The organism is Streptomyces sp. ICC1 (assembly GCF_003287935.1).
Taxonomy (GTDB): domain Bacteria; phylum Actinomycetota; class Actinomycetes; order Streptomycetales; family Streptomycetaceae; genus Streptomyces; species Streptomyces tritrimontium.
In genome coordinates this window covers 5,903,781-5,924,824 of record NZ_CP030287.1, presented here as the reverse complement: position 1 = coordinate 5,924,824, position 21,044 = coordinate 5,903,781, and the positions used below count along the sequence as shown (strand labels likewise).

18 protein-coding genes, 1 tRNA gene and 1 riboswitch are annotated in these 21,044 nt (G+C 71.4%); of the genes, 6 read left to right on the top strand and 13 right to left on the bottom strand.

Going from position 1 to position 21,044, the window contains the following annotated elements; all coding sequences use genetic code 11:
- Nucleotides 1–61 precede the first annotated feature (61 nt).
- The gene (locus DRB96_RS27835; RefSeq protein ID WP_112450944.1) at nt 62–574 is read right to left on the bottom strand and encodes a hypothetical protein; all 513 of its coding nucleotides are present in this window, start codon (nt 572–574) and stop codon (nt 62–64) included.
- Between the two features lie 128 nt (nt 575–702).
- A complete protein-coding gene (locus DRB96_RS27830) occupies nt 703–1,095 on the bottom strand; it encodes a hypothetical protein (RefSeq protein WP_112450943.1) in 393 nt (130 codons plus the stop codon).
- Nucleotides 1,096–1,329: 234 nt separating this feature from the next.
- Here DRB96_RS27830 and DRB96_RS27825 point away from each other — a divergent pair, with 234 nt between their 5' ends.
- From DRB96_RS27825 to DRB96_RS27810, 4 genes are read left to right on the top strand one after another with little or no spacing between them, the layout of a single operon-like run.
- Nucleotides 1,330–1,851 (top strand): hypothetical protein, encoded by a 522-nt coding sequence (locus tag DRB96_RS27825; RefSeq protein ID WP_162688674.1) that lies wholly within the window; start codon nt 1,330–1,332, stop codon nt 1,849–1,851.
- Nucleotides 1,848–3,665, top strand: coding sequence for a peptidoglycan-binding domain-containing protein (locus DRB96_RS27820; protein ID WP_112450941.1), 1,818 nt, complete (start codon nt 1,848–1,850; stop codon nt 3,663–3,665). The genes DRB96_RS27825 and DRB96_RS27820 overlap by 4 nt, the downstream gene beginning before the upstream one ends.
- Nucleotides 3,662–4,396, top strand: coding sequence for an ABC transporter ATP-binding protein (locus DRB96_RS27815; protein WP_112450940.1), 735 nt, complete (start codon nt 3,662–3,664; stop codon nt 4,394–4,396). Before DRB96_RS27820 ends, DRB96_RS27815 begins: the two co-directional genes overlap by 4 nt.
- Nucleotides 4,393–5,673: an ABC transporter permease gene (locus DRB96_RS27810; RefSeq protein WP_112450939.1), complete on the top strand. Its 1,281-nt coding sequence runs from the start codon at nt 4,393–4,395 to the stop codon at nt 5,671–5,673. Before DRB96_RS27815 ends, DRB96_RS27810 begins: the two co-directional genes overlap by 4 nt.
- 18 nt (nt 5,674–5,691) lie before the next feature.
- Here the strand turns inward: DRB96_RS27810 and DRB96_RS27805 are convergent, their stop codons facing one another.
- From DRB96_RS27805 to DRB96_RS27795, 3 genes are all read right to left on the bottom strand, one after another.
- Nucleotides 5,692–6,933 (bottom strand): tetratricopeptide repeat-containing protein, encoded by a 1,242-nt coding sequence (locus tag DRB96_RS27805; RefSeq protein ID WP_162689099.1) that lies wholly within the window; start codon nt 6,931–6,933, stop codon nt 5,692–5,694.
- A gap of 60 nt (nt 6,934–6,993) precedes the next feature.
- Nucleotides 6,994–7,848 carry a Bax inhibitor-1/YccA family protein gene (locus tag DRB96_RS27800; protein ID WP_112450937.1) on the bottom strand — a complete coding sequence of 285 codons (855 nt, stop codon included), beginning with the start codon at nt 7,846–7,848 and terminating at the stop codon, nt 6,994–6,996.
- Nucleotides 7,849–8,029: 181 nt separating this feature from the next.
- Nucleotides 8,030–8,111: transfer RNA gene (locus tag DRB96_RS27795), tRNA-Leu, on the bottom strand.
- A 192-nt stretch (nt 8,112–8,303) separates the two neighbouring features.
- Between DRB96_RS27795 and DRB96_RS27790 the strand changes: the two genes are divergently transcribed.
- Nucleotides 8,304–9,035: an ABC transporter ATP-binding protein gene (locus tag DRB96_RS27790; RefSeq protein WP_112450936.1), complete on the top strand. Its 732-nt coding sequence runs from the start codon at nt 8,304–8,306 to the stop codon at nt 9,033–9,035.
- Between the two features lie 62 nt (nt 9,036–9,097).
- Nucleotides 9,098–11,659, top strand: a complete 2,562-nt coding sequence (locus DRB96_RS27785) for an ABC transporter permease (protein ID WP_112450935.1) — start codon at nt 9,098–9,100, stop codon at nt 11,657–11,659.
- A 66-nt stretch (nt 11,660–11,725) separates the two neighbouring features.
- On the opposite strand, the gene DRB96_RS27780 is transcribed toward DRB96_RS27785, so the two are convergent.
- The 8 genes from DRB96_RS27780 to DRB96_RS27745 form a co-directional block, all read right to left on the bottom strand.
- Entirely contained in the window at nt 11,726–13,048 is a 1,323-nt protein-coding gene (locus DRB96_RS27780; protein WP_112450934.1) for a cyclopropane-fatty-acyl-phospholipid synthase family protein, read from the bottom strand.
- A 177-nt stretch (nt 13,049–13,225) separates the two neighbouring features.
- The gene (locus DRB96_RS27775) at nt 13,226–14,611 is read right to left on the bottom strand and encodes an NAD(P)/FAD-dependent oxidoreductase (RefSeq protein ID WP_112450933.1); all 1,386 of its coding nucleotides are present in this window, start codon (nt 14,609–14,611) and stop codon (nt 13,226–13,228) included.
- A 412-nt stretch (nt 14,612–15,023) separates the two neighbouring features.
- Nucleotides 15,024–15,965, bottom strand: a complete 942-nt coding sequence (locus DRB96_RS27770; RefSeq protein ID WP_112450932.1) for a Ppx/GppA phosphatase family protein — start codon at nt 15,963–15,965, stop codon at nt 15,024–15,026.
- Complete coding sequence (locus DRB96_RS27765; protein ID WP_112450931.1) at nt 15,962–16,510, bottom strand: DUF501 domain-containing protein; 549 nt, start codon at nt 16,508–16,510, stop codon at nt 15,962–15,964. Before DRB96_RS27765 ends, DRB96_RS27770 begins: the two co-directional genes overlap by 4 nt.
- A 67-nt stretch (nt 16,511–16,577) precedes the next feature.
- The gene (locus tag DRB96_RS27760) at nt 16,578–17,066 is read right to left on the bottom strand and encodes a septum formation initiator family protein (protein WP_112450930.1); all 489 of its coding nucleotides are present in this window, start codon (nt 17,064–17,066) and stop codon (nt 16,578–16,580) included.
- Nucleotides 17,067–17,186: 120 nt separating this feature from the next.
- The gene (gene eno / locus DRB96_RS27755) at nt 17,187–18,479 is read right to left on the bottom strand and encodes a phosphopyruvate hydratase (RefSeq protein WP_112450929.1); all 1,293 of its coding nucleotides are present in this window, start codon (nt 18,477–18,479) and stop codon (nt 17,187–17,189) included.
- 296 nt (nt 18,480–18,775) lie between these two features.
- Entirely contained in the window at nt 18,776–19,468 is a 693-nt protein-coding gene (locus tag DRB96_RS27750; RefSeq protein ID WP_112450928.1) for a transglycosylase family protein, read from the bottom strand.
- A 2-nt stretch (nt 19,469–19,470) separates the two neighbouring features.
- Nucleotides 19,471–19,642: riboswitch (cyclic di-AMP (ydaO/yuaA leader) on the bottom strand.
- A gap of 275 nt (nt 19,643–19,917) precedes the next feature.
- Entirely contained in the window at nt 19,918–20,955 is a 1,038-nt protein-coding gene (locus DRB96_RS27745; protein WP_343234601.1) for a transglycosylase family protein, read from the bottom strand.
- Between the last annotated feature and the right edge of the window lie 89 nt (nt 20,956–21,044).

Genomic DNA, 21,044 nt, shown 5'->3' with positions numbered 1-21,044 from the left:
AGCCGCATCCGCTCCTCGTGCTGCTTCTTCGCCAGGTCCAGCATCTCGGCGTTCTGCTCGATCACCGCGGACCGTTCAGTTCCGCTGCCTTCAGGCCCAGTTGGCTCGGCGCCTTCAGCGGATCGTCCACCTGGCTCTTCGGCCCGGGCTTGGACATGTCGGCCTCGGGACCGGCGAGAATCAGCCGCTCATTGGGGCCCATGGGCGGCTGCGGGGGCTTCTCCTTGGCGATCCGCGGGTTCGCGTGCCCGTACCGCGCGGCGTCGGACTCGCTGGAGACGCCGAAATGGAGGAACTCGTCCGCCGTGGCGGCCGGATCCGCCTTCTGCCGCTGCTCGTACCGGAGTCCGTAGCGCTTCATGCACTGGTCGATCAGGATGTCCTGGGCCACGTCGAGCACGGCGTGCTGCTGGGGTGTCGACAGATGGCCGGCGAGCGGGTAGAGGAGGTCCTTGCTTTCCAACTGGATCCGGGCGGCCTCCGCGGCCGGCTCCTTTCCGCCTCCGCCCCCGCCGTCACCCGCGTCCGAACAGCCGGAGAGCAGCAGCACGAGCATCGTGGCGGAAACGGTCATTGCGGTCGGCACGGGACGTGGCGAGAACATGGTGACTCCGTTGGGGGAACGTCTACGATACGTGAATGGCTGCTCCGCCCGGCGCTTACGGGCGGAGCAGCCATGTTCACGTGTGGGGCCCGACCGGATCAGACGTTGCAGTACGCCGAGGAAAGCTGGTCCCAGTACGGGGAAGGGAGATTGCCCTTGGCGCCCGCGTTGACGTAGGCGCCGTAGCCGTACCAGTCGGTGTGCACGGACCAGCGCTTGGTGTCCTGGTTCGAGTAGGACTCGGTCCAGTCGTTCGTCGTGTGCCCGGAGCAGCTGCGGGAGCCCACGAAGCAGTCGTTCTGGAAGTCCTCGTCCGTGACGTACGGGTCGAAGACCGAGTTGCTCTGGCCTTCCTGGCAGAACAGGCCGATCTCGCCCGAGGTGAGCCAGCCGTCCTTGCCCGCCGCCGAGGCCGTTCCGGCGCTCACGCCGACGGCGGCGAGCACCAGGCCGGCGGCCGCGAGGGTACGCAGAGAGTTGCGGATGCTCATCGAGCAGTCCTTTCCCTTGGCCGTCAGAGAGTTGCTGTCGACCGGAGGACGTCGGCTCGAAACTCATGCCCCCCGGCTGCTGAGGAATCAACCATCTCAACTGACCTGCCACACCTGCCCCTTGGGACAGGGCGCCGAGGATCGAAGCTGATCTATGGTTCCCACGAGGCACGGTCGAAGCCCTGCCCTGGCTCCGTTCCGGATTCCGGTCGGGGCATTGTTAAGGAGTTTGCCATGGCACTTCGACGCGCACGCGCGGTGGTTGTCGTTCCCGCGCCGCTGTCCCTCACCCTGCTTCTCGCGGGGTGCTCCGGCGGTGACGCCTTACCCTCCGGCGGTACGGAGACCGGGACTTCGTCCGCGGGCGCGGTTCCGTCCTCGCCCGCGGAGAGGGACGAGGCCGATCCGCGCCAGGCGGACTGCTTCCGCTGCGTGGAGGACGAGGGCGTGCCGATGCGCGACACCGGCTCCGGGGTGCGGGTCGTCGACGAGTCCAAGGCCGACCCGGCCAAGGTGCAAAAGGCCGAGCGGGCCTGCGAGAGCCGGCGGGCCGTCCCGACCGCGGGCCCCGAACAGCTTTCGAAGGCACGGAAGTTCACTGAGTGCATGCGCGCGAAGGGCTTCCCCGACTTCCCCGATCCCGATCCGCGCACGGGGCGGCACGACCTGGGCGGGATGGACCTCAAGGGCTCCGCCAAGGACCCCGCCGCGCTCCAGGAGTGCGGCGGCACGCCGGGTGGGAAGGTCACCGGATGAGCGGCGGTCCCACGCGCTCCGGGAGCCCGGGACGGACCGGGGAGCCTGCCGACGAAACCTCGTACGAGCCCGCCCACGAGCCCGCAAACGGGTCCGCACACGAGTCCGCACACGGGTCCGTCGAAGGACCTGGCGGGGCAGCGGCCGACGGCGCGTCCGGCGGCCTGGGCCGCCGGCGCAAGTGGGTGGCCGCGGTCGTCGGCGGGGCCGTGCTGCTCGCCGGCGCGGGCGTGGCCGCCTCCCTGGTCATCAAGTCCCCGGCCCAGACCGCCGCCGACGCGGCCCCGCCGCCCCTCGACGTACTCGTCGCGCGCGTGGAGAAGCGCGTCCTGCGCGACACCGTCATCGTCCGCGGCACGGTCAGCGCCGCCCAGAGCACCCAGGTCATCCCGGCGGTGGCGGGCGCGGAGGGGGCGAGCGCGCCCGTGGTCACCAAGGCCCCCGTCCGCCAGGGCGACCGGATAGACGCCGGGAAGGTCCTGCTGGAGGTCTCCGGCCGGCCGGTGTTCGCCCTCCCCGGCAGCCTGCCGGTCTACCGCGACCTCAAACCGGGCGCCACCGGCGACGACGTCAAGCAGCTCCAGAAGGCCCTCGCCGGTCTCGGCCACCCCGTCGGCGGCGACCCGGCCGGCACCTTCGGGGCCGGGACCAAGACCGCCCTGACCGCCTTCTACACCTCGATCGGCTACGACCCGGTGCCGGCCGTGGCCGACCGGGGCGAGGCGGTCTCCGCCGCCGAGGACGCCGTCACCGCCGCCGCGCGCTCCCTGGAGGACGCGCGCGCCTCCGCGGCCCGGGCCGACGCCCCGGCCACCTCGAGCGCCGGTACGGAGGGCACCGGTACGGAGGGGGGCGCCGCGAACGGCAAGGCCTCCGCCGGCGCGTCGGCCGGCAAGTCCGGCGGCTCCGGCGGCTCCGGCGGCTCCGGCGGCTCCGGCGGCCAGGACGCGGCCCGCGCCGTGTCCCGCGCCGAGGAGGACCTGCGCAAGGCGCAGAAGCGGCGCGGCGACGCGAAGGCGGCCGCCGGGCCCATGCTGCCGGCCGGCGAGGTGGTGTTCCTGGAGTCCTTCCCCGGCCGCGCCGACTCCGTCTCCGTGCACCCCGGTTCGCCGGTCAGCGGCAGCGCGATGTCCCTCTCGGCGGGGGCCCTCGTCGTGCGCGGACACCTCCAGGAACACCAGCGGGGCCTGGTCCGCCCGGGCCAGAAGGTCGAGGTCCTCTCCGAGCTCAGCGGGGTCACCGCGGCCGCCGAGGTGCTGTCCGTCGCGGACACCGCGCAGGCGGAGCAGCCGTCCGGGCAGAGCGGTACGGGAACCGCCACCGGCGGCGGCCAAGGGCAGCAGGCGCCCGCTCCCTCGGCCGCCACCGGGTACGCGCTGGTCGTACGCCCGCTGCAGACGCTCGACGCCAAACTCGTCGGGCAGGACGTACGGCTGACCGTGGAGGCCGCCGCGACCGACGGCGACGCCCTGGTCGTCCCGGTGTCGGCCGTCTCGGCCGGCGCGGACGGCCGTACGACGGTGACCGTCGTCGACGGTACGGGGACCCAGCGCCGGATCGAAGTGCGCCCGGGCACCACGGGTGACGGGTACGTGGAGGTCAAGCCGGTCGGCGACGGGCAGCTCGCGGAGGGGAACAACGTGGTCACGGGCGTCAACCCGGGTGCCGCCGGCAAGACCGGGAAGGGCGACGGCGGCAAGGACGGCGGGGACAAGAGCGGCGGCGCCAAGGGCAGCGGCGGCAAGGCCGCCGGAGCCGCAGCCGGAGCCGGGTCCGTCCGCGAGGCTTCGGCGGCGGGGGTGGTGGCGGCATGACCTCCACGCCCACCGCCACGCCCACCACCGCGCCCACCACCGCGTCCGCCGTGCCGCCCGTCATCGAGTTCCGCCAGGTGGGACTGACGTACCCCGGTCCGCCGCCCGTCGCCGCCTTCCGGCCGTGCGATCTCACCGTGCGGCGCGGCGAGTTCGTGACCGTCGTCGGCCCCTCCGGCTCGGGCAAGTCGACCTTCCTGAACATCGTCGGGCTGCTCGACGCCCCCACCAGCGGCAGCTACCTGCTGGACGGCATCGACACCGGCGCCCTCGGCGACGGCGACCGGACCGCGCTGCGCGGCCGCCGCGTCGGTTTCGTGTTCCAGTCCTTCCACCTGTTGCCCCACCGCTCGGCCCTGGAGAACGTGAGCCTGGCCATGCTGTACAACGGCGTGCCCCGGCGCGAACGGCCCGGCCGCGCCCGCGAAGCCCTGGACCGCGTCGGCCTCGCCCACCGTGTCGACTCCGTCCCCGGACGGCTGTCCGGCGGCGAGCGGCAGCGGGTCGCGATCGCCCGGGCCCTGGTGGCCCGGCCCTCGCTGCTGCTGTGCGACGAGCCCACGGGCAACCTCGACTCCGCCAACGCCGAGACCGTGCTCGCGCTCCTCGACGAGCTCCACGGTGAGGGAATGAGCGTCGTGGTCATCACCCACGACCAGGAGGTCGCCGCCCACGGCGGCCGCACCGTGGCGATCCGCGACGGCGTCCTGCGGGAGCAGGTGCGGGCATGAGGTTCCGGCTCCCGGCACGGCTCCGCCGCAGGGCGGGGCGCCCTGCGGGCGGCGCGCGCCCGCACGTCGAGCCCTCCCGCTTCGCTCCCCGGGACGTCTTCGGCGAGTCCCTCGCCGGGGTCCTCCAGCGTCCGGCCCGCTCCGCGCTGACCGCCCTCGGCACCGTCCTCGGGGTCGGCACCTTCGTCACGGTCCTCGGCCTGACCGTCACCACCTCGTCCCAGATCGACGGTCGCTTCAACCTGCTCACGGCGACCGAGGTGAGCGTCGAGGACATCGCCTCTTCGCAGAACGAGTTCGCCGGACCCGGCTTCCCGACGGACGCCGACGCCCGGATCGGGCGCCTCGGCGGTGTCCGCCACGCCGGCGTCTACTTCACCGTCCAACTGGACGGCTCCGCCGGTGTCCGGGCCGCGCCGGTCGGCGGGTCCGGGGGCTCGGAGCGGATCGACGTCGTCGCCGCCTCACCGGGTGCGCTGCTGGCCGCCGGGCCGAGGATGTCCGCGGGCCGCCTGTACGACGAGTACCACTCCGGGACCCGGCAGCGGGTGGCCCTCCTCGGCGCGAGCACCGCGGCCCGGCTCGGGATCACCACGCTGGACACCCAGCCGGCCGTCTTCATCGGCGACGAGCCGTTCACCGTCATCGGCATCATCGAGGACGTGGAGCGCAAGGCCGATCTGCTGCTGTCGGTCGTGGTCCCCCGCACGACCGCGGAGGAGGTCTGGGGCACGCCCAAGGGGACCGGTACGACGATGCTGATCTCGACGGCGCCGGGCGCCGCCCAGCAGGTGGCCCGGCTCGCGCCCACCGCGCTGCGGCCGGACCACCCGGAGTACCTGAGGGCCGTACCGCCGCCGGACCCCAAGACCCTTCGGTCGGGGGTCACTTCGGACCTGGAGCAGCTCTTCCTCGTCCTGGCCGGGATCTGCCTGGTCATCGGGGCCGTCGGGATCGCCAACACCACCCTCGTCGCGGTCCTGGAGCGCACCGGGGAGATCGGCCTGCGGCGGGCGCTCGGCGCGCGGGGCCGCCACATCACCGTCCAGTTCCTGGTGGAATCCGGGGCGCTCGGATCGCTCGGCGGGCTGGTGGGCACCTCGCTGGGCACCGCGACCGTGGTGGCCGTGGCCCTCGTGCGCGACTGGACCCCCGTCATCCATCCCGCCACGGTCGCGGCGGCGCCGCTGCTGGGCCTGGTCACCGGGGTCCTGGCCGGCCTCTACCCCGCATGGCGCGCGTCCCGCATCGAACCGGCGGAGGCCCTGCGCCGCTGACCGGCACCGTTGCGGCGGTCAGGCCAGGTGCCGGTAGCGGTGGGCCGCCGAAGAGCCGGTGGCGCGGGCGAGCCGGGCGTCGTCGAGGTTGCCGCGGACGGTCCGGGTGGTCGGGCTGCCGCCGCCCAGGCACCTGAGGGCGCTCGCGAGGGTCTCCTCGTACAGCGGGACGGCCCGGTCCAGGTCCCCCGCCATCTGGTACGCGCCCGCGAGGTTGTTGCGGGAGGCGATGATGTCGGGGTGGTCGCCGCTCAGCACGCGCACCCGGTCGGCGAGGGTCTGTTCGTACAGCGGGACGGCCCGGTCCAGGTCGCCCGCCGACTCGTAGGCGTGCGCGAGGTCGTTGCGGGTGGCGAGCGTGTCGGGGTGGTCGCCGCCCAGCACCCGTTCCCGGTCGGCCAGCGCCCGCTCGAACAGCTCGATGACCCGGTCCAGATCGCCTGTGGACCGGTAGGCGTACGCGAGGTCGTTGCGGGTGGCGAGCGTGTCGGGGTGGTCGCCGCCCAGCACCCGTTCCCGGTCGGCCAGCGCCCGCTCGTGCAGCGGGATGGCCCGGGTGTAGTCCCCCGCCGTCTGCAGGGCGTAGCCGAGGTGGTTCAGCGAGCGCAGGGTGTCGGGGTGGTCGTCGCCGAGCACCGTCTCCCGGTCGGCCAGCGTCTGCTCGAACAGTTCCACTGCCCGGTCCAGATCCCCCGCCAGCTGATGGGTGTAGGCGAGGTAGTGCCGGGTGGTGAGGGTGTCGGGGTGGTCGTCGCCCAGCACCGCTCCCCGGTCGGCCAGTGTCTGCTCGAACAGCTCGACCGCCCGATCCAGCTCCCCCGCCGACCGGTGGACGTAGGCGAGGTGGTTGCGGGTGGCGAGGGTGTCGGGGTGGTCGCGGCCCAGCAGTCGTTCCCTGTCGGCCAACGCGCGCTTGGCGTACACGGCGGCCCGGTTGAGCTGCCCTTGGCCGTTCAGGAAGCAGGACGACTCGTAGAGGAGGACGGCGCTGCTCTCGTCGTCCTGGTCCGGGGTGGTCACGGACATCAGCGCGTCGACGTGCGGAATGAGGGTCTGCCACCGGGACCACCCGCCGACGTTGGTGGTCGGGGCCTCGGGCAGTGCGTGGAGGAGCAGTGCGGTGGCCCGGCCGCGGGCGGTGGCGGTGGCTTCGGGGGTGCGGTGGGGATCGGCGCCGGGGCCGGTCTGCGGGTCCGGGGTGCGGGCGACGGCCTGGACCCACCTGTCCGCGCACCCCCGATCCCCCGCCGGCCCCGACATGCGGGAAGGCCCCGCGAGCACGTGCTCGCGGGGCCTTCCTCAGCTCAGTGGGGTGCGCTGCTAGTCACCCTTGAGGATGGAGATCAGGCGCAGCATCTCCATGTAGATCCACACCAGGGTCATGGTGAGGCCGAAGGCCGCCAGCCAGGACTCCTCGCGCGGGGCGCCGTAGGTCACGCCGTCCTCGACCTGCTTGAAGTCCAGGGCGAGGAAGCAGGCACCCAGGAGGATGCCGACGATGCCGAAGACGATGCCGAGGCCGCCGCTGCGGAAGCCGAGGCCGTCACCGCCGCCGAAGACCGAGAACAGCAGGTTGACGACCATCAGGAGCATGAAGCCCATGGCGGCGGCCATCACGAAGCCGTAGAAACGGCGGTTGACGTTGATCCAGCGCATCTTGTACGCGATCAGCACGCCGGCGAAGACGCACATCGTGCCCATGACGGCTTGGATGACCGTGCCCGGACTGATGTAGGTGCTGACGGCCGAGCTGATGACGCCGAGGAAGACGCCCTCGAAGGCCGCGTAGGCCAGGATCAGCGCCGGTACCGGCTTGCTCTTGAACGACTGGATCATCGCGAAGACGAACGCGATGAGCGCGGCGCCGATGGCGATGCCGTACGACTTGTTGATGTTGGCCGGGTCGACGGGCAGCGCGATCCAGGAGATGACCGCCGTCAGGACGACCGTGCCGAGCGTCATGGCCGTACGGCTCACGACGTCGTCGATGGTCATCGCATTTTCGCGGACCGGCGCCTGCGGCATACCCGTGGCCGGGTCGGTCGCGTAGGGGTTGGTCGCGTACGGGTTGGTCGTGGTCCCGGCCTGGGGCTGCTGCTGCGTGCCGAAGCCCGCATAAGCGCCGTTGTCGCGGCTGAACCCCCGTCGCGAGAAGACCGGGTTGCTGCTCCTCATCTCACTCCTCCGTGGCCACCGTGCGCGGCCTTGGAGTCAAGAGTAATGCGAACGCAAAGGAATCGCCCTACTGCTGGAGGAGGATCTTTGTCCAGGTGTACGGGGCGGGCCTGCGGGACGGCGGGGGTGCCAGGGGCGACCCCCGCCGCTCGCGCGTTCCGGTCTGCACGGAACGCCGTCGTGCCCGAAGCCGGACTTGAACCGGCACGACCCGAAGGTCAGCGAGGTTTAAGCTCGCCGTGTCTGCATTCCACCATCCGGGCAGGGCGTATCGGCCCCCTGGGAAAAGCCTTGAACGCTGTGCCGAGCCTATCCGGAACGCGTGTGTCCCGACCTGGGCGTCTCGCCGATGTTGTCTGATTTTATTGGTGATTGATGGGCCGTCAGCGCGCAGAACGCACGGTCGGCCCCCTCCGGGCATCGATCATGGGCGCCGTGGGATTGACGGGATTTCGATGGCCCGCGCCACCGGCCTCTCCAAGGTGTACGGCCAGGGCGAGACCCAGGTGGTCGCCCTGGACAAGGTCACCGTGGACTTCGCCGCGGGCCAGTTCACCGCGATCATGGGGCCGTCGGGCTCCGGCAAGTCCACGCTGATGCACTGCGTCGCGGGACTGGACACCTTCTCCGACGGCTCCGTCCGGATAGGCGAGACCGAGCTCTCCACCCTGAAGGACAAGCAGCTCACGCAGCTGCGCCGAGACAAGATCGGCTTCATCTTCCAGGCCTTCAACCTGCTGCCGACGCTCACGGCCCTGGAGAACATCACCCTCCCGATGGACATCGCCGGCCGCAAGCCCGACAAGCAGTGGCTGGACTCGGTGATCGACATGGTCGGCCTCTCCGACCGCCTCGGCCACCGCCCGACCCAGCTCTCCGGCGGCCAGCAGCAGCGCGTGGCCGTCGCCCGCGCCCTGGCCTCCCGCCCCGAGATCATCTTCGGCGACGAGCCCACCGGAAACCTCGACTCGCGCTCCGGCGCCGAGGTCCTGGGCTTCCTGCGCAACTCCGTGCGCGAGCTCGGCCAGACCGTCGTCATGGTCACCCACGACCCGGTCGCCGCCTCCTACGCGGACCGCGTCATCTTCCTCGCCGACGGCCGCATCGTCGACGAGATGCTCGAGCCCACCGCCGACGGCGTTCTCGACCGCATGAAGGCCTTCGACGCCAAGGGCCGCACCAGCTGAGGGACGCCCGCCCCTCGCAGACGCCCGTCCCCGCCGGCCCCTTACACCTGGACTCCTCCACCATGTTCCGTACCGCCCTGCGCAACGTGCTCGCGCACAAGGCCAGACTGCTGATGACGGTGCTCGCCGTCGTCCTCGGCGTCGCCTTCGTCTCCGGCACCCTCGTCTTCACCGACACCGTCGGCAAGGCGATGTCGAACCAGTCCGCCAAGAGCTACGACGGCGTGGCCGTATCGGTCACCTCCTACGGGCCCTCCCGCAACACCGAGGGCACCCAGGAGGGCGAGCCGGGCATCAGCCAGCAGACCCTCGACAAGGTCAAGGCGCTCGGCGGCGTGGACAGCGCCTCCGGCCGCGTGCACGGCTTCGCCGCCGTGGGCGACCAGGACGGCAAGCTGCTCGGCTCCGGCTGGTCCAACTCCGGCGCCAACTTCTACCCGTTGAAGGACGGCAAGGACCCCCGCTACACCTTCATCCAGGGCAGCGGTCCGGCCGGCGGCGGGCAGATCGCCCTGGACAACGAGACCGCCCAGCGCGGCAAGTACCAGGTCGGCGACAAGGTCCGGGTGGCGGACAACGGCCCGGCCAAGGAGTACACCCTGGCCGGCGTGTTCACCACGGAGGACGGCGCGGTCAACGCGGGCGGCTCGCTCGTCCTGTTCGACACCGCCACGGCCCAGCAGCTCTACCTGCAGCCCGGCTTCTACGAGGAGCTCTCGGTCGGCGCCAAGGCCGGCGCCGACGCGGACCGGCTCCTCGCCGAGATCAAGCCGATCGTCGGCAAGGACGCCAAGGCCCAGACCGGCGCGCAGCTCGCCGCCGAGCAGGCGAAGAACATCAGCAACGGCATGAAGAACGTCAACCAGATGCTGCTGACGTTCGCGCTGATCTCGCTCTTCGTGGGCATCTTCCTGATCTACAACACCTTCACCATGCTGGTCGCCCAGCGCACCAAGGAACTGGCCCTGCTGCGCGCCGTCGGCGCCAACCGCGGCCAGGTCAAGCGCTCGGTGCTGGCCGAGGCCCTGGTCGTCGGCGTGATCTCCTCCGCCATGGGCCTGATCGCCGGCATCGGCCTCGCGGTCGGCATGCGCTCCACGATGAACGCCTTCGACGTCAAGATCCCGGCCGGCCCGCTGGTCGTCGCCCCCGGCACCATCGCCGCCGCGATCGTCATCGGCGTCTTCGTCACGATGCTCGCCGCCTGGCTGCCCGCCCGCCGCACCGCCAAGATCGCCCCGGTCGCCGCCATGGGCAGCGCCCACCTGCCGGCCACCGCGAAGTCCCTGGTGCTGCGCAACAGCATCGGCGGCGCGATCACCCTGCTCGGTCTGCTCGCCGTCCTGGGCGGCGCGCTGACCGGCAAGGACGGCAAGATGATCATCGGCGCCGGCGCCTTCCTCACGATGATCGGCATCATCATCCTGCTGCCGGCCCTCTCCCGCCCGGTCATCGCGGCCGTCCGCCCGCTCCTGGAGAAGGTCTTCGGCGTCGCCGGCAAGCTGGCCGCGCAGAACGCGGTCCGCAGCCCGCGCCGCACCGCGGTCACCGCCGCCTCGCTGGCCATCGGCCTGACCCTGGTCACCGCGCTGTCCGTGCTCGGCATCACCATGGGCAAGGCCATCGACCGGATGACGACGGACAACCTCAAGGCCGACTACACGGTCTCCATGGGCGACTCCTTCGGCAGCCTCGACCCCTCCGTGCTCCCGGCCCTGGCCAAGGCGCCGGGCGTCAAGGCGGTCTCCCCGCAGCAGGAGGGCTACCTCCAGCTCGGTGACGGCACGCAGTTCGGCTCCGTCTCCGGAGTCGACCCGGCCACCATCGGCCAGCTCCTCAACTTCGACGTGGTCAGCGGGCAGATCAGCAACATCGCCAAGGGCGAGGTCGCGGTGGCCGAGAAGGCCGCGAAGAAGAACGGCCTGTCGGTCGGCTCCACCCTGAAGGTCACCTTCGAGGACAGGAAGGAGGCCGACCTGAAGGTCGGCGCGATCTACAAGGACATGGAGGGCATGCTCTCCTCCTACGTGGTGGACCACGGCGTCCTCGGCAAGCACCTCGCGCAAGGCGAGCAGCCGAACCTGCCCAAGGTGCTCGTCAAGATGGACGGCGGCCCCTCCGACAAGGGCGAGAAGGCCCTCGTCGACGCCCTCGGCAAGAACCCGGCGATCACCTTCGCCACCCAGCAGGACATCCGCAACGAGATGGGCGGCATGATCAACACCGCCCTGAACATCATGTACGGACTGCTCGGCATGGCCTTGATCATCTCGGTCCTCGGCGTCGTCAACACCCTGGCGATGTCGGTGTACGAGCGGACGCAGGAGATCGGCATGCTGCGGGCGATCGGCCTGGACCGCGGCAAGGTCAAGAACATGATCCGGCTGGAAGCCATCGTGATCTCGCTCTTCGGCGCGGTCATCGGTGTCGCCCTCGGCACGTTCATCGCCTGGGCCGTCGGCGAGACCATCAAGGGCTCGATCCCGAACTACGCCCTGGTCATCCCCTTCGACCGGATCGCGATCTTCATGCTGCTCGCCGGCATCGTCGGCGCCCTGGCTGCCATGTGGCCCGCCCGCAGCGCCGCCCGGCTGAACATGCTGACCGCCATCAAGACGGAGTAGCCGGCCGCCGCCGCACGAAGGCCGAGGGCCCCGCGACCGTGTCGCGGGGCCCTCGGCCTTCCGCCGTCAGAGGGCCGGCGCCGGCCACTCGCGGGCGCGCAGCGGCAGCCCGGAGGCCGACCGCTTCCCGGTGCGCACGGCGAGCACCTGGTTGACCCCGAGCCGGTTGTGCTCGAAGGCGAGCGCCGAGGCCGCCATGTACAGCAGCCAGACGCGGGCCCGGCCGGGCGAGGTCAGCCGGACCGCCTCCTCCCAGCGCCCCTCCAGCCGTGCCACCCAGGCCCGCAGGGTGAGGGCGTAGTGCTCGCGCAGCGCCTCCACGTCGCGGACCTCGAAGCCGGCCCGCTCCAGTTCGCCGACGGTGGTGCCGATCGGGGACAGCTCCCCGTCGGGGAAGACGTAGGCGTCTATGAACTCGTCGATGCGGTAGGCCTCCTCGTCCGGCTGGGGGCGGCGCGCGATCTGGTGGTTGAGCAGCCGGCCGCCCGGCCCCAGCAGTCCGTACAGGGTGCGGGCGTAGGTGCGGTAGCGCTCGGCGCCGACGTGCTCGGCCATCCCGATGGAGGAGACGGCGTCGTACGGTCCGTCCCCGACGTCCCGGTAGTCCTGCACCCGGATGTCGACCAGATCGGCGAGGCCCTCCTCGGCGACCCGCTTGCGGGCGTAGGCGGCCTGCTCGCGCGAGAGCGTGATGCCGGTGACCCTGGCCCCGTACTCCCGGGCCGCGTGCAGGGCCATGGAGCCCCAGCCGCAGCCGACCTCCAGGAGCCGGTCGCCGGGGCTCAGGGCGAGCTTGCGGCAGACCAGGTCGAGCTTGTCCCGCTGGGCGTCCTCCAGGCTCCCGCCGGGGGTCCAGTAGGCGCAGGAGTACACCATCGAGGGGCCGAGCACGTGCTCGTAGAACGCGTTGCCCACGTCGTAGTGGTGGCTGATGGCCTGCCGGTCGCTGCCCTTGGTGTGCCGGGGGCCGCCGCCGCGCCGGACGGCCTCCTCCGGCGGCGGGGCGGGCGCCGGCCACGGCCGGGCCAGGCCCACGAGGGAGCGTACGGCGGCCCGCGTGCCGGGATCGCGCAGCAGGGCGGCGCGCCCGGCGGGCCCGGGGGCGTCCGCCGGCGCGGGGTCCCGTTCCCAGAGCAGCCCGCCGACCCGGTCCAGCAGCTCGAAGAGGTCGCCCTCGACGGTCAGGTCCCCGGACACCCAGGCGCGGGCCAGCCCCAGCTCGCCCGGCTTCCACAGGATCCGGCGCAGGGCGCGCCGGTGGTGCAGGACCAGGGTGGGGCCGTCGGCCGGGCCGGCCTCGCTGCCGTCCCAGGCCCGTATGCGGACGGGCAGGGGGGCGCCCATCAGGGTTTCGGTTAAGGCGGCCAGCCGCGGCGCGGCGTCGTTCATCGAGGCACCTCCAGAAAGTTCCGACCGATCGGCCTACCCATTTCCGGCGCCGGTCAAGCGTCCGGCCTGCTCCTACGGAGTACGGGTACGCCGAAGGGGCCGCCCGCACCACGGATGGCGGGCGGCCCCTTCGGGGTCACTCTGGGTCGTGCTCCTCGTACGGCCGGCCGGAGCCGGTCAGGAGGCCTTGGCCTTCTCGGCCGGGACGCTCGCGGCGACCGGGGCCGGAGCCGGCTTGGCGGCCTCGTAGAACTCCTCGCGGGGAGTCTCCAGGGCGCCGAGGGAGACGACCTCGCGCTTGAGGAACATCGCGAGGGTCCAGTCGGCGAAGACGCGGATCTTGCGGTTCCAGGTCGGCATGGCCAGACCGTGGTAGCCGCGGTGCATGTACCAGGCGAGCCGGCCCTTGACCTTGATCTTCATCTTGCCCATGACGATCATCGCGACGCCCTTGTGGAGGCCGAGACCCGCCACCGCACCCTTGTTGGCGTGCGAGTACGGCGCCTGCGGGAAGCCCCGCATGCCCGAGATGACGTTGTCGCCGAGGACCTTGGCCTGGCGCAGCGCGTGCTGGGCGTTCGGCGGGCACCAGGCGTTCTCGACGCCGGCCTTGCGGGCCGCGAGGTCGGGAACCTGGGCGTTGTCGCCGGCGGTCCAGATGTAGTCGGTGCCCGTGACCTGGAGGGTCGGCTGGGCGTCCACGTGGCCGCGGGGGCCGAGCGGGAGGCCGTAGCGGGCCAGCACCGGGTTGGGCTTGACGCCGGCGGTCCACACGATGGTGTTGGAGTCGACCTCGAGGCCGTTCTTCAGCACCACGTGGCCGTCCACGCAGGAGTCCATGGAGGTGCTCAGGTAGATCTCGATGCCGCGGGACTCGAGGTGCTCCTTGCCCCAGGTGCCGAGCTTGGGCCCGACCTCGGGGAGGATCTTGTCGGCCGCGTCGACCAGGATGAAGCGCATGTCCTCGCGCTTGATGCTGGAGTAGTACTTCGAGGCGTCGCGGGCCATGTCCTCGACCTCGCCGATGGTCTCCGCACCGGCGAAGCCGCCGCCGACGAAGACGAAGGTGAGGGCCTTGCGGCGGACGTCCTCGTCCGTCGTGGACTCGGCCTTGTCGAGCTGCTCGAGTACGTGGTTGCGCAGGCCGATGCCCTCTTCGACGCCCTTCATGCCGATGCCCTGTTCGGCGAGGCCGGGGATCGGGAAGGTGCGGGAGATGGCGCCGAGCGCGATCACCAGGTAGTCGAAGGGCAGCTCGTACGCCTCGCCGACCAGCGGCGTGACGACGGCGACCTTGCGGTCCTGGTCGATGCTGGTGACCCGGCCGGTGAGAACCTCAGCCTTGGGCAGCACGCGTCGCAGAGGTACGACGACGTGCCGAGGCGAGATGCTGCCTGCGGCCACTTCGGGGAGGAAGGGCTGGTAGGTCATGTACGAGCGCGGGTCGACGACCGTGACGGTCGCCTCGCCGTAGCGCATCTTCTTCATGATGCGCTTGGCTGCGTACAGGCCTACGTACCCACCTCCTACAACGAGGATCCTGGGACGCTCCGTGGTGCTCATGGAACGAGTATCCAGCACCCCATGGAGTGACGCTCGTGAGCCCCTTCACAAGGGACTCGAGACCCTCTGCTACACTCCGCCGCCCACGTGACCGAGGTCATGGCGCGGGACGGGAACCACGGTGTAACGGGAGGCGTTGAGCACCAGTCCTGAACTGGGCTCCGACCCTCTAAGCGGAGTAGACCACCCGGTTCGTGGATACCTACCGCCGGAGCCTCCCGGCGTCCGTCATTCGCACGAACGCTCGCAAAAAGAAGGCCCGGAGGGCCCTCGAGTCACCCAAAAGGCCCCTCAAGAGCCCTCACGGGCATCTTTTCCTTGTGAAGAACTTCACGAAGTTCGTGTGGACGACGGGACCTAAGGCCTCCGTAAGAGCCCCGGAAGACCTCCCGGAGCCCCCTCGGGACCTCGGTCAGGCGATCGACCAGGCGATTCCGTCGAGGATGTCGTGCTCGGAGACCACGACCTCCGAAGCCCCGACCCGCTCCATGACGGCCAGCAGGACCAGCGCGCCCGCGCCGATCACGTCGACCCGCCCCGGGTGCATCACCGGGATCGCCGCGCGCTCCGCGTGCGTCAGCGCCAGCATCCGCTCGCTGATCTCGCGGACCTTCCCGTAGGGGATCCGTGAGTGGTGGATCGCCGCCGAGTCGTACCGCGTCAGGCCCAGCGCGATCGCGGCGACCGTGGTCACCGAGCCGGCCAGCCCGACCAGGGTGCGCGCCTCGCCCAGCGGAACGCTCGCGGCCGCCAGGTCCAGCGCCGCCTCGATGTCCGCCCGTACGGCGGCCACCTGCGCCGCGGTCGGCGGGTCGGTGACGACCCCGTCGACCACCAGGTGGCGCTCGGTCATCCGCACGCAGCCCACGTCCACGGAGCGGGCCGCCCGGACGTGGTCGTCGCCGACCACGAACTCCGTGGAGCCGCCGCCGATGTCCACCACCAGGAACGGCTTCTCCAGGTGGTCGGTGCCCGTCAGCTCCTTGGTGGCGCCGGTGAAGGAGAACTCCGCCTCCTGGTCGCCGGAGATCACCTCGGGCTCGACGCCCAGGATGTCCAGCACGCCCCGGACGAACTCGTCCCGGTTCTCGGCGTCCCGGGAGGCCGAGGTCGCCACGAAGCGCACGCGCTCGGCGCCGAGCTCCTTGATCACCGCCGCGTACTCGCGGCAGGCCGCGAAGGTGCGCTCCAGGGCCTCCGGGGCCAGCCGGCCCGTCCGGTCCACGTCCTGACCGAGGCGCACGACCGTCATCCGGCGGTCCAGCTCGACGAACTCCCCGGTGGCGCCGTCGCAGTCCGCGACGAGCAGGCGGATGGAGTTCGTACCGCAGTCGATGCCCGCGACCCGGGTCACGCGCCGGTGTCCTTCTGCTCCGCCTTGTCCCCGCACGGGGTGACGCAGGCGCCCTTGGCCCACCACTCGGGCAGCATCGCCAGGGCCTCGTCGCCGAACGGGTTCACGCCCGGGCCCGCGGCCAGCGAGTGGCCGACCAGCACGTGCAGGCACTTGACCCGGTCCGGCATGCCGCCGGCGCTCGGGAAGCCCTGGAGCACCTCGATGGCGTCGCGGCGGGTGATGTAGTCCTCGTGCGCGGCCCGGTAGGCGTCGGCCAGCTCCGGGTCCACGGCGAGCCGGGCCTGCATCTCCTTCATCACGCCGTTGGCCTCCAGCGTGCCGATCGCACCGGCGGCCCGCGGGCAGGTCAGGTAGTACAGCGTCGGGAAGGGCGTGCCGTCGGGGAGCCGCGGGGCGGTCTCGACCACGTCCGGCTGCCCGCAGGGGCAGCGGTGCGCGATGGCGCGCAGCCCGCGCGGCGGGCGGCCGAGCTGCTGCTGGAACGCCTCGATGTCGGCGGCGGTCGGCTCGGTCCGGTCGGTCTGGGGCGGGGGCGTCTGCATGCCTGGAGGAAGTCTTTTCGTTCTCGTGGATGGGTGCGTACCGACGTCGGGTACGTCGGGTACGTCGTCAGTCGCCCGGGCGGTCGGCCTTGTCGACGCCGTCCCAGACGTTGGAGTACCAGGGCCGGTCGGTGGCGGCCTGTCCGCTGCGGCGGTGCTCGGCGGCTTCGCCCCCGGGGTCGCTCATGATGTAGCTGATCTCCCCCGGCCGGACGAAGTGCAGGTGCTTGCGCGCCTGCTGCTCCGCGTAGGCGTTGTCCTGCCAGCGCGCCTTCTCGTCCCGCAGCCGTTCCAGCCGCTCCCGCGCGGCGGTGGCGGCCTTCTGCTGCTCCGCGATCTCCGAGCGCTGGGACACGTACTGGCGCATCGGATAGGCGAGGGCGACGACCAGGGTACAGAGGACGAGGACGAGCAGGGCGGCCCGGCCGGTGAGCCGGCTGCGGCGGACCTGCCGCCTGGACTGGGAGCGGTAGACGTGCGCCGCGGTCCGCTCGCCCAGCTGCTTGAGCCTCGTCGCGGTCGAGAACGTGGCGAACCGGTCCCGGTTCCCGGCCATTGATCCGCCTCCCCTGTCACACGCGCTACGCAATACGTCCCCGCACACGGTACGGGACCGAGTGCGGGGACGTAGGGAGGCGTGCGCCCTAAAGGACGGTTCAGCCCTTACTGTGCTTGATCAGTTCGCAGGGCGAAACCGCGGGAAGGCGCTGCGGCCCGCGTACACCGCGGCGTCGTCGAGGATCTCCTCGATGCGCAGCAGCTGGTTGTACTTGGCGACGCGGTCCGAGCGGGCCGGGGCGCCGGTCTTGATCTGGCCGCAGTTCACGGCGACCGCGAGGTCGGCGATGGTGACGTCCTCGGTCTCACCGGAGCGGTGCGACATCATGCACTTGAAGCCGTTGCGCTGGGCCATCTCGACGGCGTCGAGGGTCTCGGTCAGCGAACCGATCTGGTTCACCTTGACGAGCAGGGCGTTGGCCGAGCCCTCTTCGATGCCGCGGGCGAGACGCTCCGGGTTGGTGACGAAGAGGTCGTCGCCGACGATCTGGACCTTGGCGCCCAGCTTGTCGGTGAGGGTCTTCCAGCCCGACCAGTCGTCTTCGTACAGCGGGTCCTCGATGGACACGAGCGGGTACGCGGAGACGAGCTCCTCGTAGTACTCGGTCATCTCGGCGGCCGAGCGGGACTGGCCCTCGAACTCGTACTTGCCGTCCTTGTAGAACTCGGACGCGGCGACGTCGAGCGCGAGCGCGATGTCCTTGCCCGGGACGTAGCCGGCCTGCTTGATGGCCTCGACGATGAGGTCGAGCGCGGCGCGGTTCGACTCGAGGTTCGGCGCGAAGCCGCCCTCGTCGCCCAGACCGGTGGAGAGGCCCTTGGTGTGCAGGACCTTCTTGAGGGTGTGGTAGACCTCGGCACCCCAGCGAAGGGCCTCGGAGAAGGACTCCGCGCCGATCGGGGCGATCATGAACTCCTGGATGTCGACGTTGGAGTCGGCGTGCGACCCACCGTTGAGGATGTTCATCATCGGAACGGGCAGCAGGTGCGCGTTCGGACCGCCGAGGTAGCGGAACAGCGGGAGGTCGGAGGCCTCGGCCGCGGCGTGCGCCACGGCGAGGGAGACGCCGAGGATGGCGTTGGCGCCGAGGGAGCCCTTGTTCTCGGTGGCGTCCAGGTCGATCATCGCCTGGTCGATCAGGCGCTGCTCGGTGGCGTCGTAGCCGACGAGCTCCGGGCCGAGCTGCTCGATGACGGCGAGGACGGCCTTCTCGACACCCTTGCCCATGTAGCGGTTGGGGTCACCGTCACGGAGCTCTACGGCTTCGAACGCTCCGGTGGAGGCGCCGGACGGGACTGCAGCACGGCCGGTGCTGCCATCGTCGAGGCCCACCTCGACCTCGACCGTGGGATTGCCTCGGGAGTCCAGGATTTCCCGGGCTACGACGACGTCGATGGACGGCACGAGCATCTCCTTCTGGGATGTGACGCTGAGTGTGCGGTGGCGTGTCAGGCCGTGGGATGGCCTTGCCGCTTAGAGCCTAACCGCCTCGGGGCAGTCGGCCAGCCGACCGCCCGGGTCCTGGGACGAAAAAGGGCCTGAATGCCCCTCTTACAGGACATAGGACCCTTGATCATCGGGGATTTCCGGGCCCGCCACCGGCCCGGACCCGGCACACAGCACCGCCCGGCGCGAAGGGGGTTGCGCGCCGGGCGGTGGAATACTGCGCGTTGCGAACGCGGGACCTACGGCTGTTGCCGCAGGGTTCAGCTGACCTTCAGCTTCTGGCCCGGGAAGATCAGGTCCGCGTCCGAGACGATGTCCTTGTTGAGCTCGAAGAGCTTCTCCCAGCCGCCCGGGACACCGTTCGCCGCGGCGATGTTGCCCAGCGTGTCGCCGGACTTGACCTCGTAGGAGCCGTTGCCCGTCTTGGGGGCCTCGGTCTTCGGTGCGGCGGCCGGGCGCTCGGAGCGGGTGGTCGGAGCCTCGGTGGAGCGCTTGGTCTCCTTCTTCGGCTCGGCCTTCTTCTCCTGCTTCTTCGGCTCGGCCTTCGGCTTGGGGGTCTCGGCGGCCCCGCCCGTGTAGGACGAGTTCGACAGGCCCACGCCGCAGGACGGCCAGGCGCCCTTGCCCTGGCCCTTGAGGACCTTCTCCGCGATGGCTATCTGCTGCGACTTGGAGGCCTGGTTGGCCTGCGCGGCGTACGACTTGCCGCCGTACGCGGCCCACGTGGAGGACGAGAACTGCAGGCCGCCGTAGTAGCCGTTGCCCGTGTTGATGGACCAGTTGCCACCGGACTCGCACGAGGCGACGCGGTCCCACTCGGAAGCGGTCGCGGCGGACGCGGTGCCGGCGGTCATCAGCGGGGCCGCCACGGCGACACCGGCGACACCGGCGAGCGTGATGATGCGGGCGGCTTTGGAGCCGCGACGGTGCTTGCCCTTGCCGGAAATCAGCATGGAGTTCTCCTCACCGACGCCTACGAGGTGAGCTGTCGGGTTCGGGCGAGTGAGTGCCCGGACGAGCGGCCTAGCGCCCGTCTTAACCCCTAGCCGGTTCCGTGGCCGTCTCTCAACGGCCGGTTCCGGCGCCTACCTTGGTTCCCCCGCTCCTGCCTTCGGCGCTTACGCGACGAGTGTTCCCTCCGTCCGCCGGCAGGATTCGGCGATGCGGTCGAAGGAGCCCGCGGTGGCGGGCGACTCAGAAGGTAGACAGGTCTCTCCCCGATGTTCAACGAGAGACATCGGGGAGAAACAGGGCCTGCTTGCACTCTTCCCACCGGTGTTTGCGCAGGTGAGGGCAGGGTTTGCGGAACGCTGCGGACCGGACACGCCAGTTGACCTGAAGAGACACATGTCTCACTTACAGAAAACGGACAATCAACTGTTTCCGGACGACCTAACTGCCCTTATTCGTCGGTTAGATCCAGGTTCTGGCCGGGCTTGATCAGGTCCGCGTCCCCGCCGATGACCTGCTCGTTGGCCTCGTAGAGCGCGTTCCAGCCGCCCTTCACCCCGTTGGCGTCCGCGATCGCGGCCAGGCTGTCGCCCGCTTTCACCGTGTACGTGGGGTCCGACGCGGCGTCAGACGTGACGGGCGCCTCGACGGCGGCCGGGCCGCGGTGCTTTCCGCCGCTCTGCGCCGCGCCCGCCGCCGGTGCGCCCGGCGCGGCCGGGTCCGCGGGAGCCGACGGGTCGGCAGGTCCCACGGGAGCCACGGGGGCGGTCGGGGACGCCGGGTCGGACGGGGCCACCGGAGCCGTCGGGTCCGCGGGCACGGAGGGGTCCGCGGGCTGCTCCGGGTCCGTGGACGGCGGCGTGGGAGCCGTCGGGCTCGTGGGGGCCGTCGGGTCGCCCGGCAGCCCGGGGGGCGTCTCGGGGAGGACCGGGTCGGGCATGACGGGCAGTCCGCTGGGCGCCCCGAGCGGGTAGTCGGGCAGCAGGAAGGACGGCGAGGCGGCCGGGGAGGGGCTCCCGGGCGTCGGGGCCCCGAAGTCCGTGGACGGCGTACCCGTGCCGAGGTAGGGGATGGAGTCGTCCGGGCGGGACGGGGCCGGGGAGGGGGACGCGGTGCCCTTGGGCAGGCCCGGGTCCACAGCGGCGGCGGGCGCCTCCTGGGTCAGTCCGGCCGGCACCCCGCACAGCGGCCACGCCTGGGGGCCCTGGGAGGCCAGCACCCGCTCGGCGACGGCGATCTGCTGGGAGCGGCTGGCGAGGTCGGCGCGCTCGGCGAAGTCGAGCCCGCCGGCGTTTTGCCACTGCTCCTGCGTGAACTGCAGCCCGCCGTAGGCGCCGCTGCCGAAGTTGGCGCTCCACGTGCCGCCGCTCTCGCATTCGGCGACCTTGTCCCACGTGGAGGTCTCGGCGGCGCTGGCGCCGGTGGCCGCGAGCAGCGGCAGGGCCAGCGCGGAGCCGGCGACGCCGGCGGTGACGACAAGTGCGGGCACTTGTCGGGGGCGTCTGTGGCGGCCGTTCCCGGAACGCATGAGGCTGCACCTTTCGCATAACGGCGGGGTAACGGCAGAACCTAGCGGCC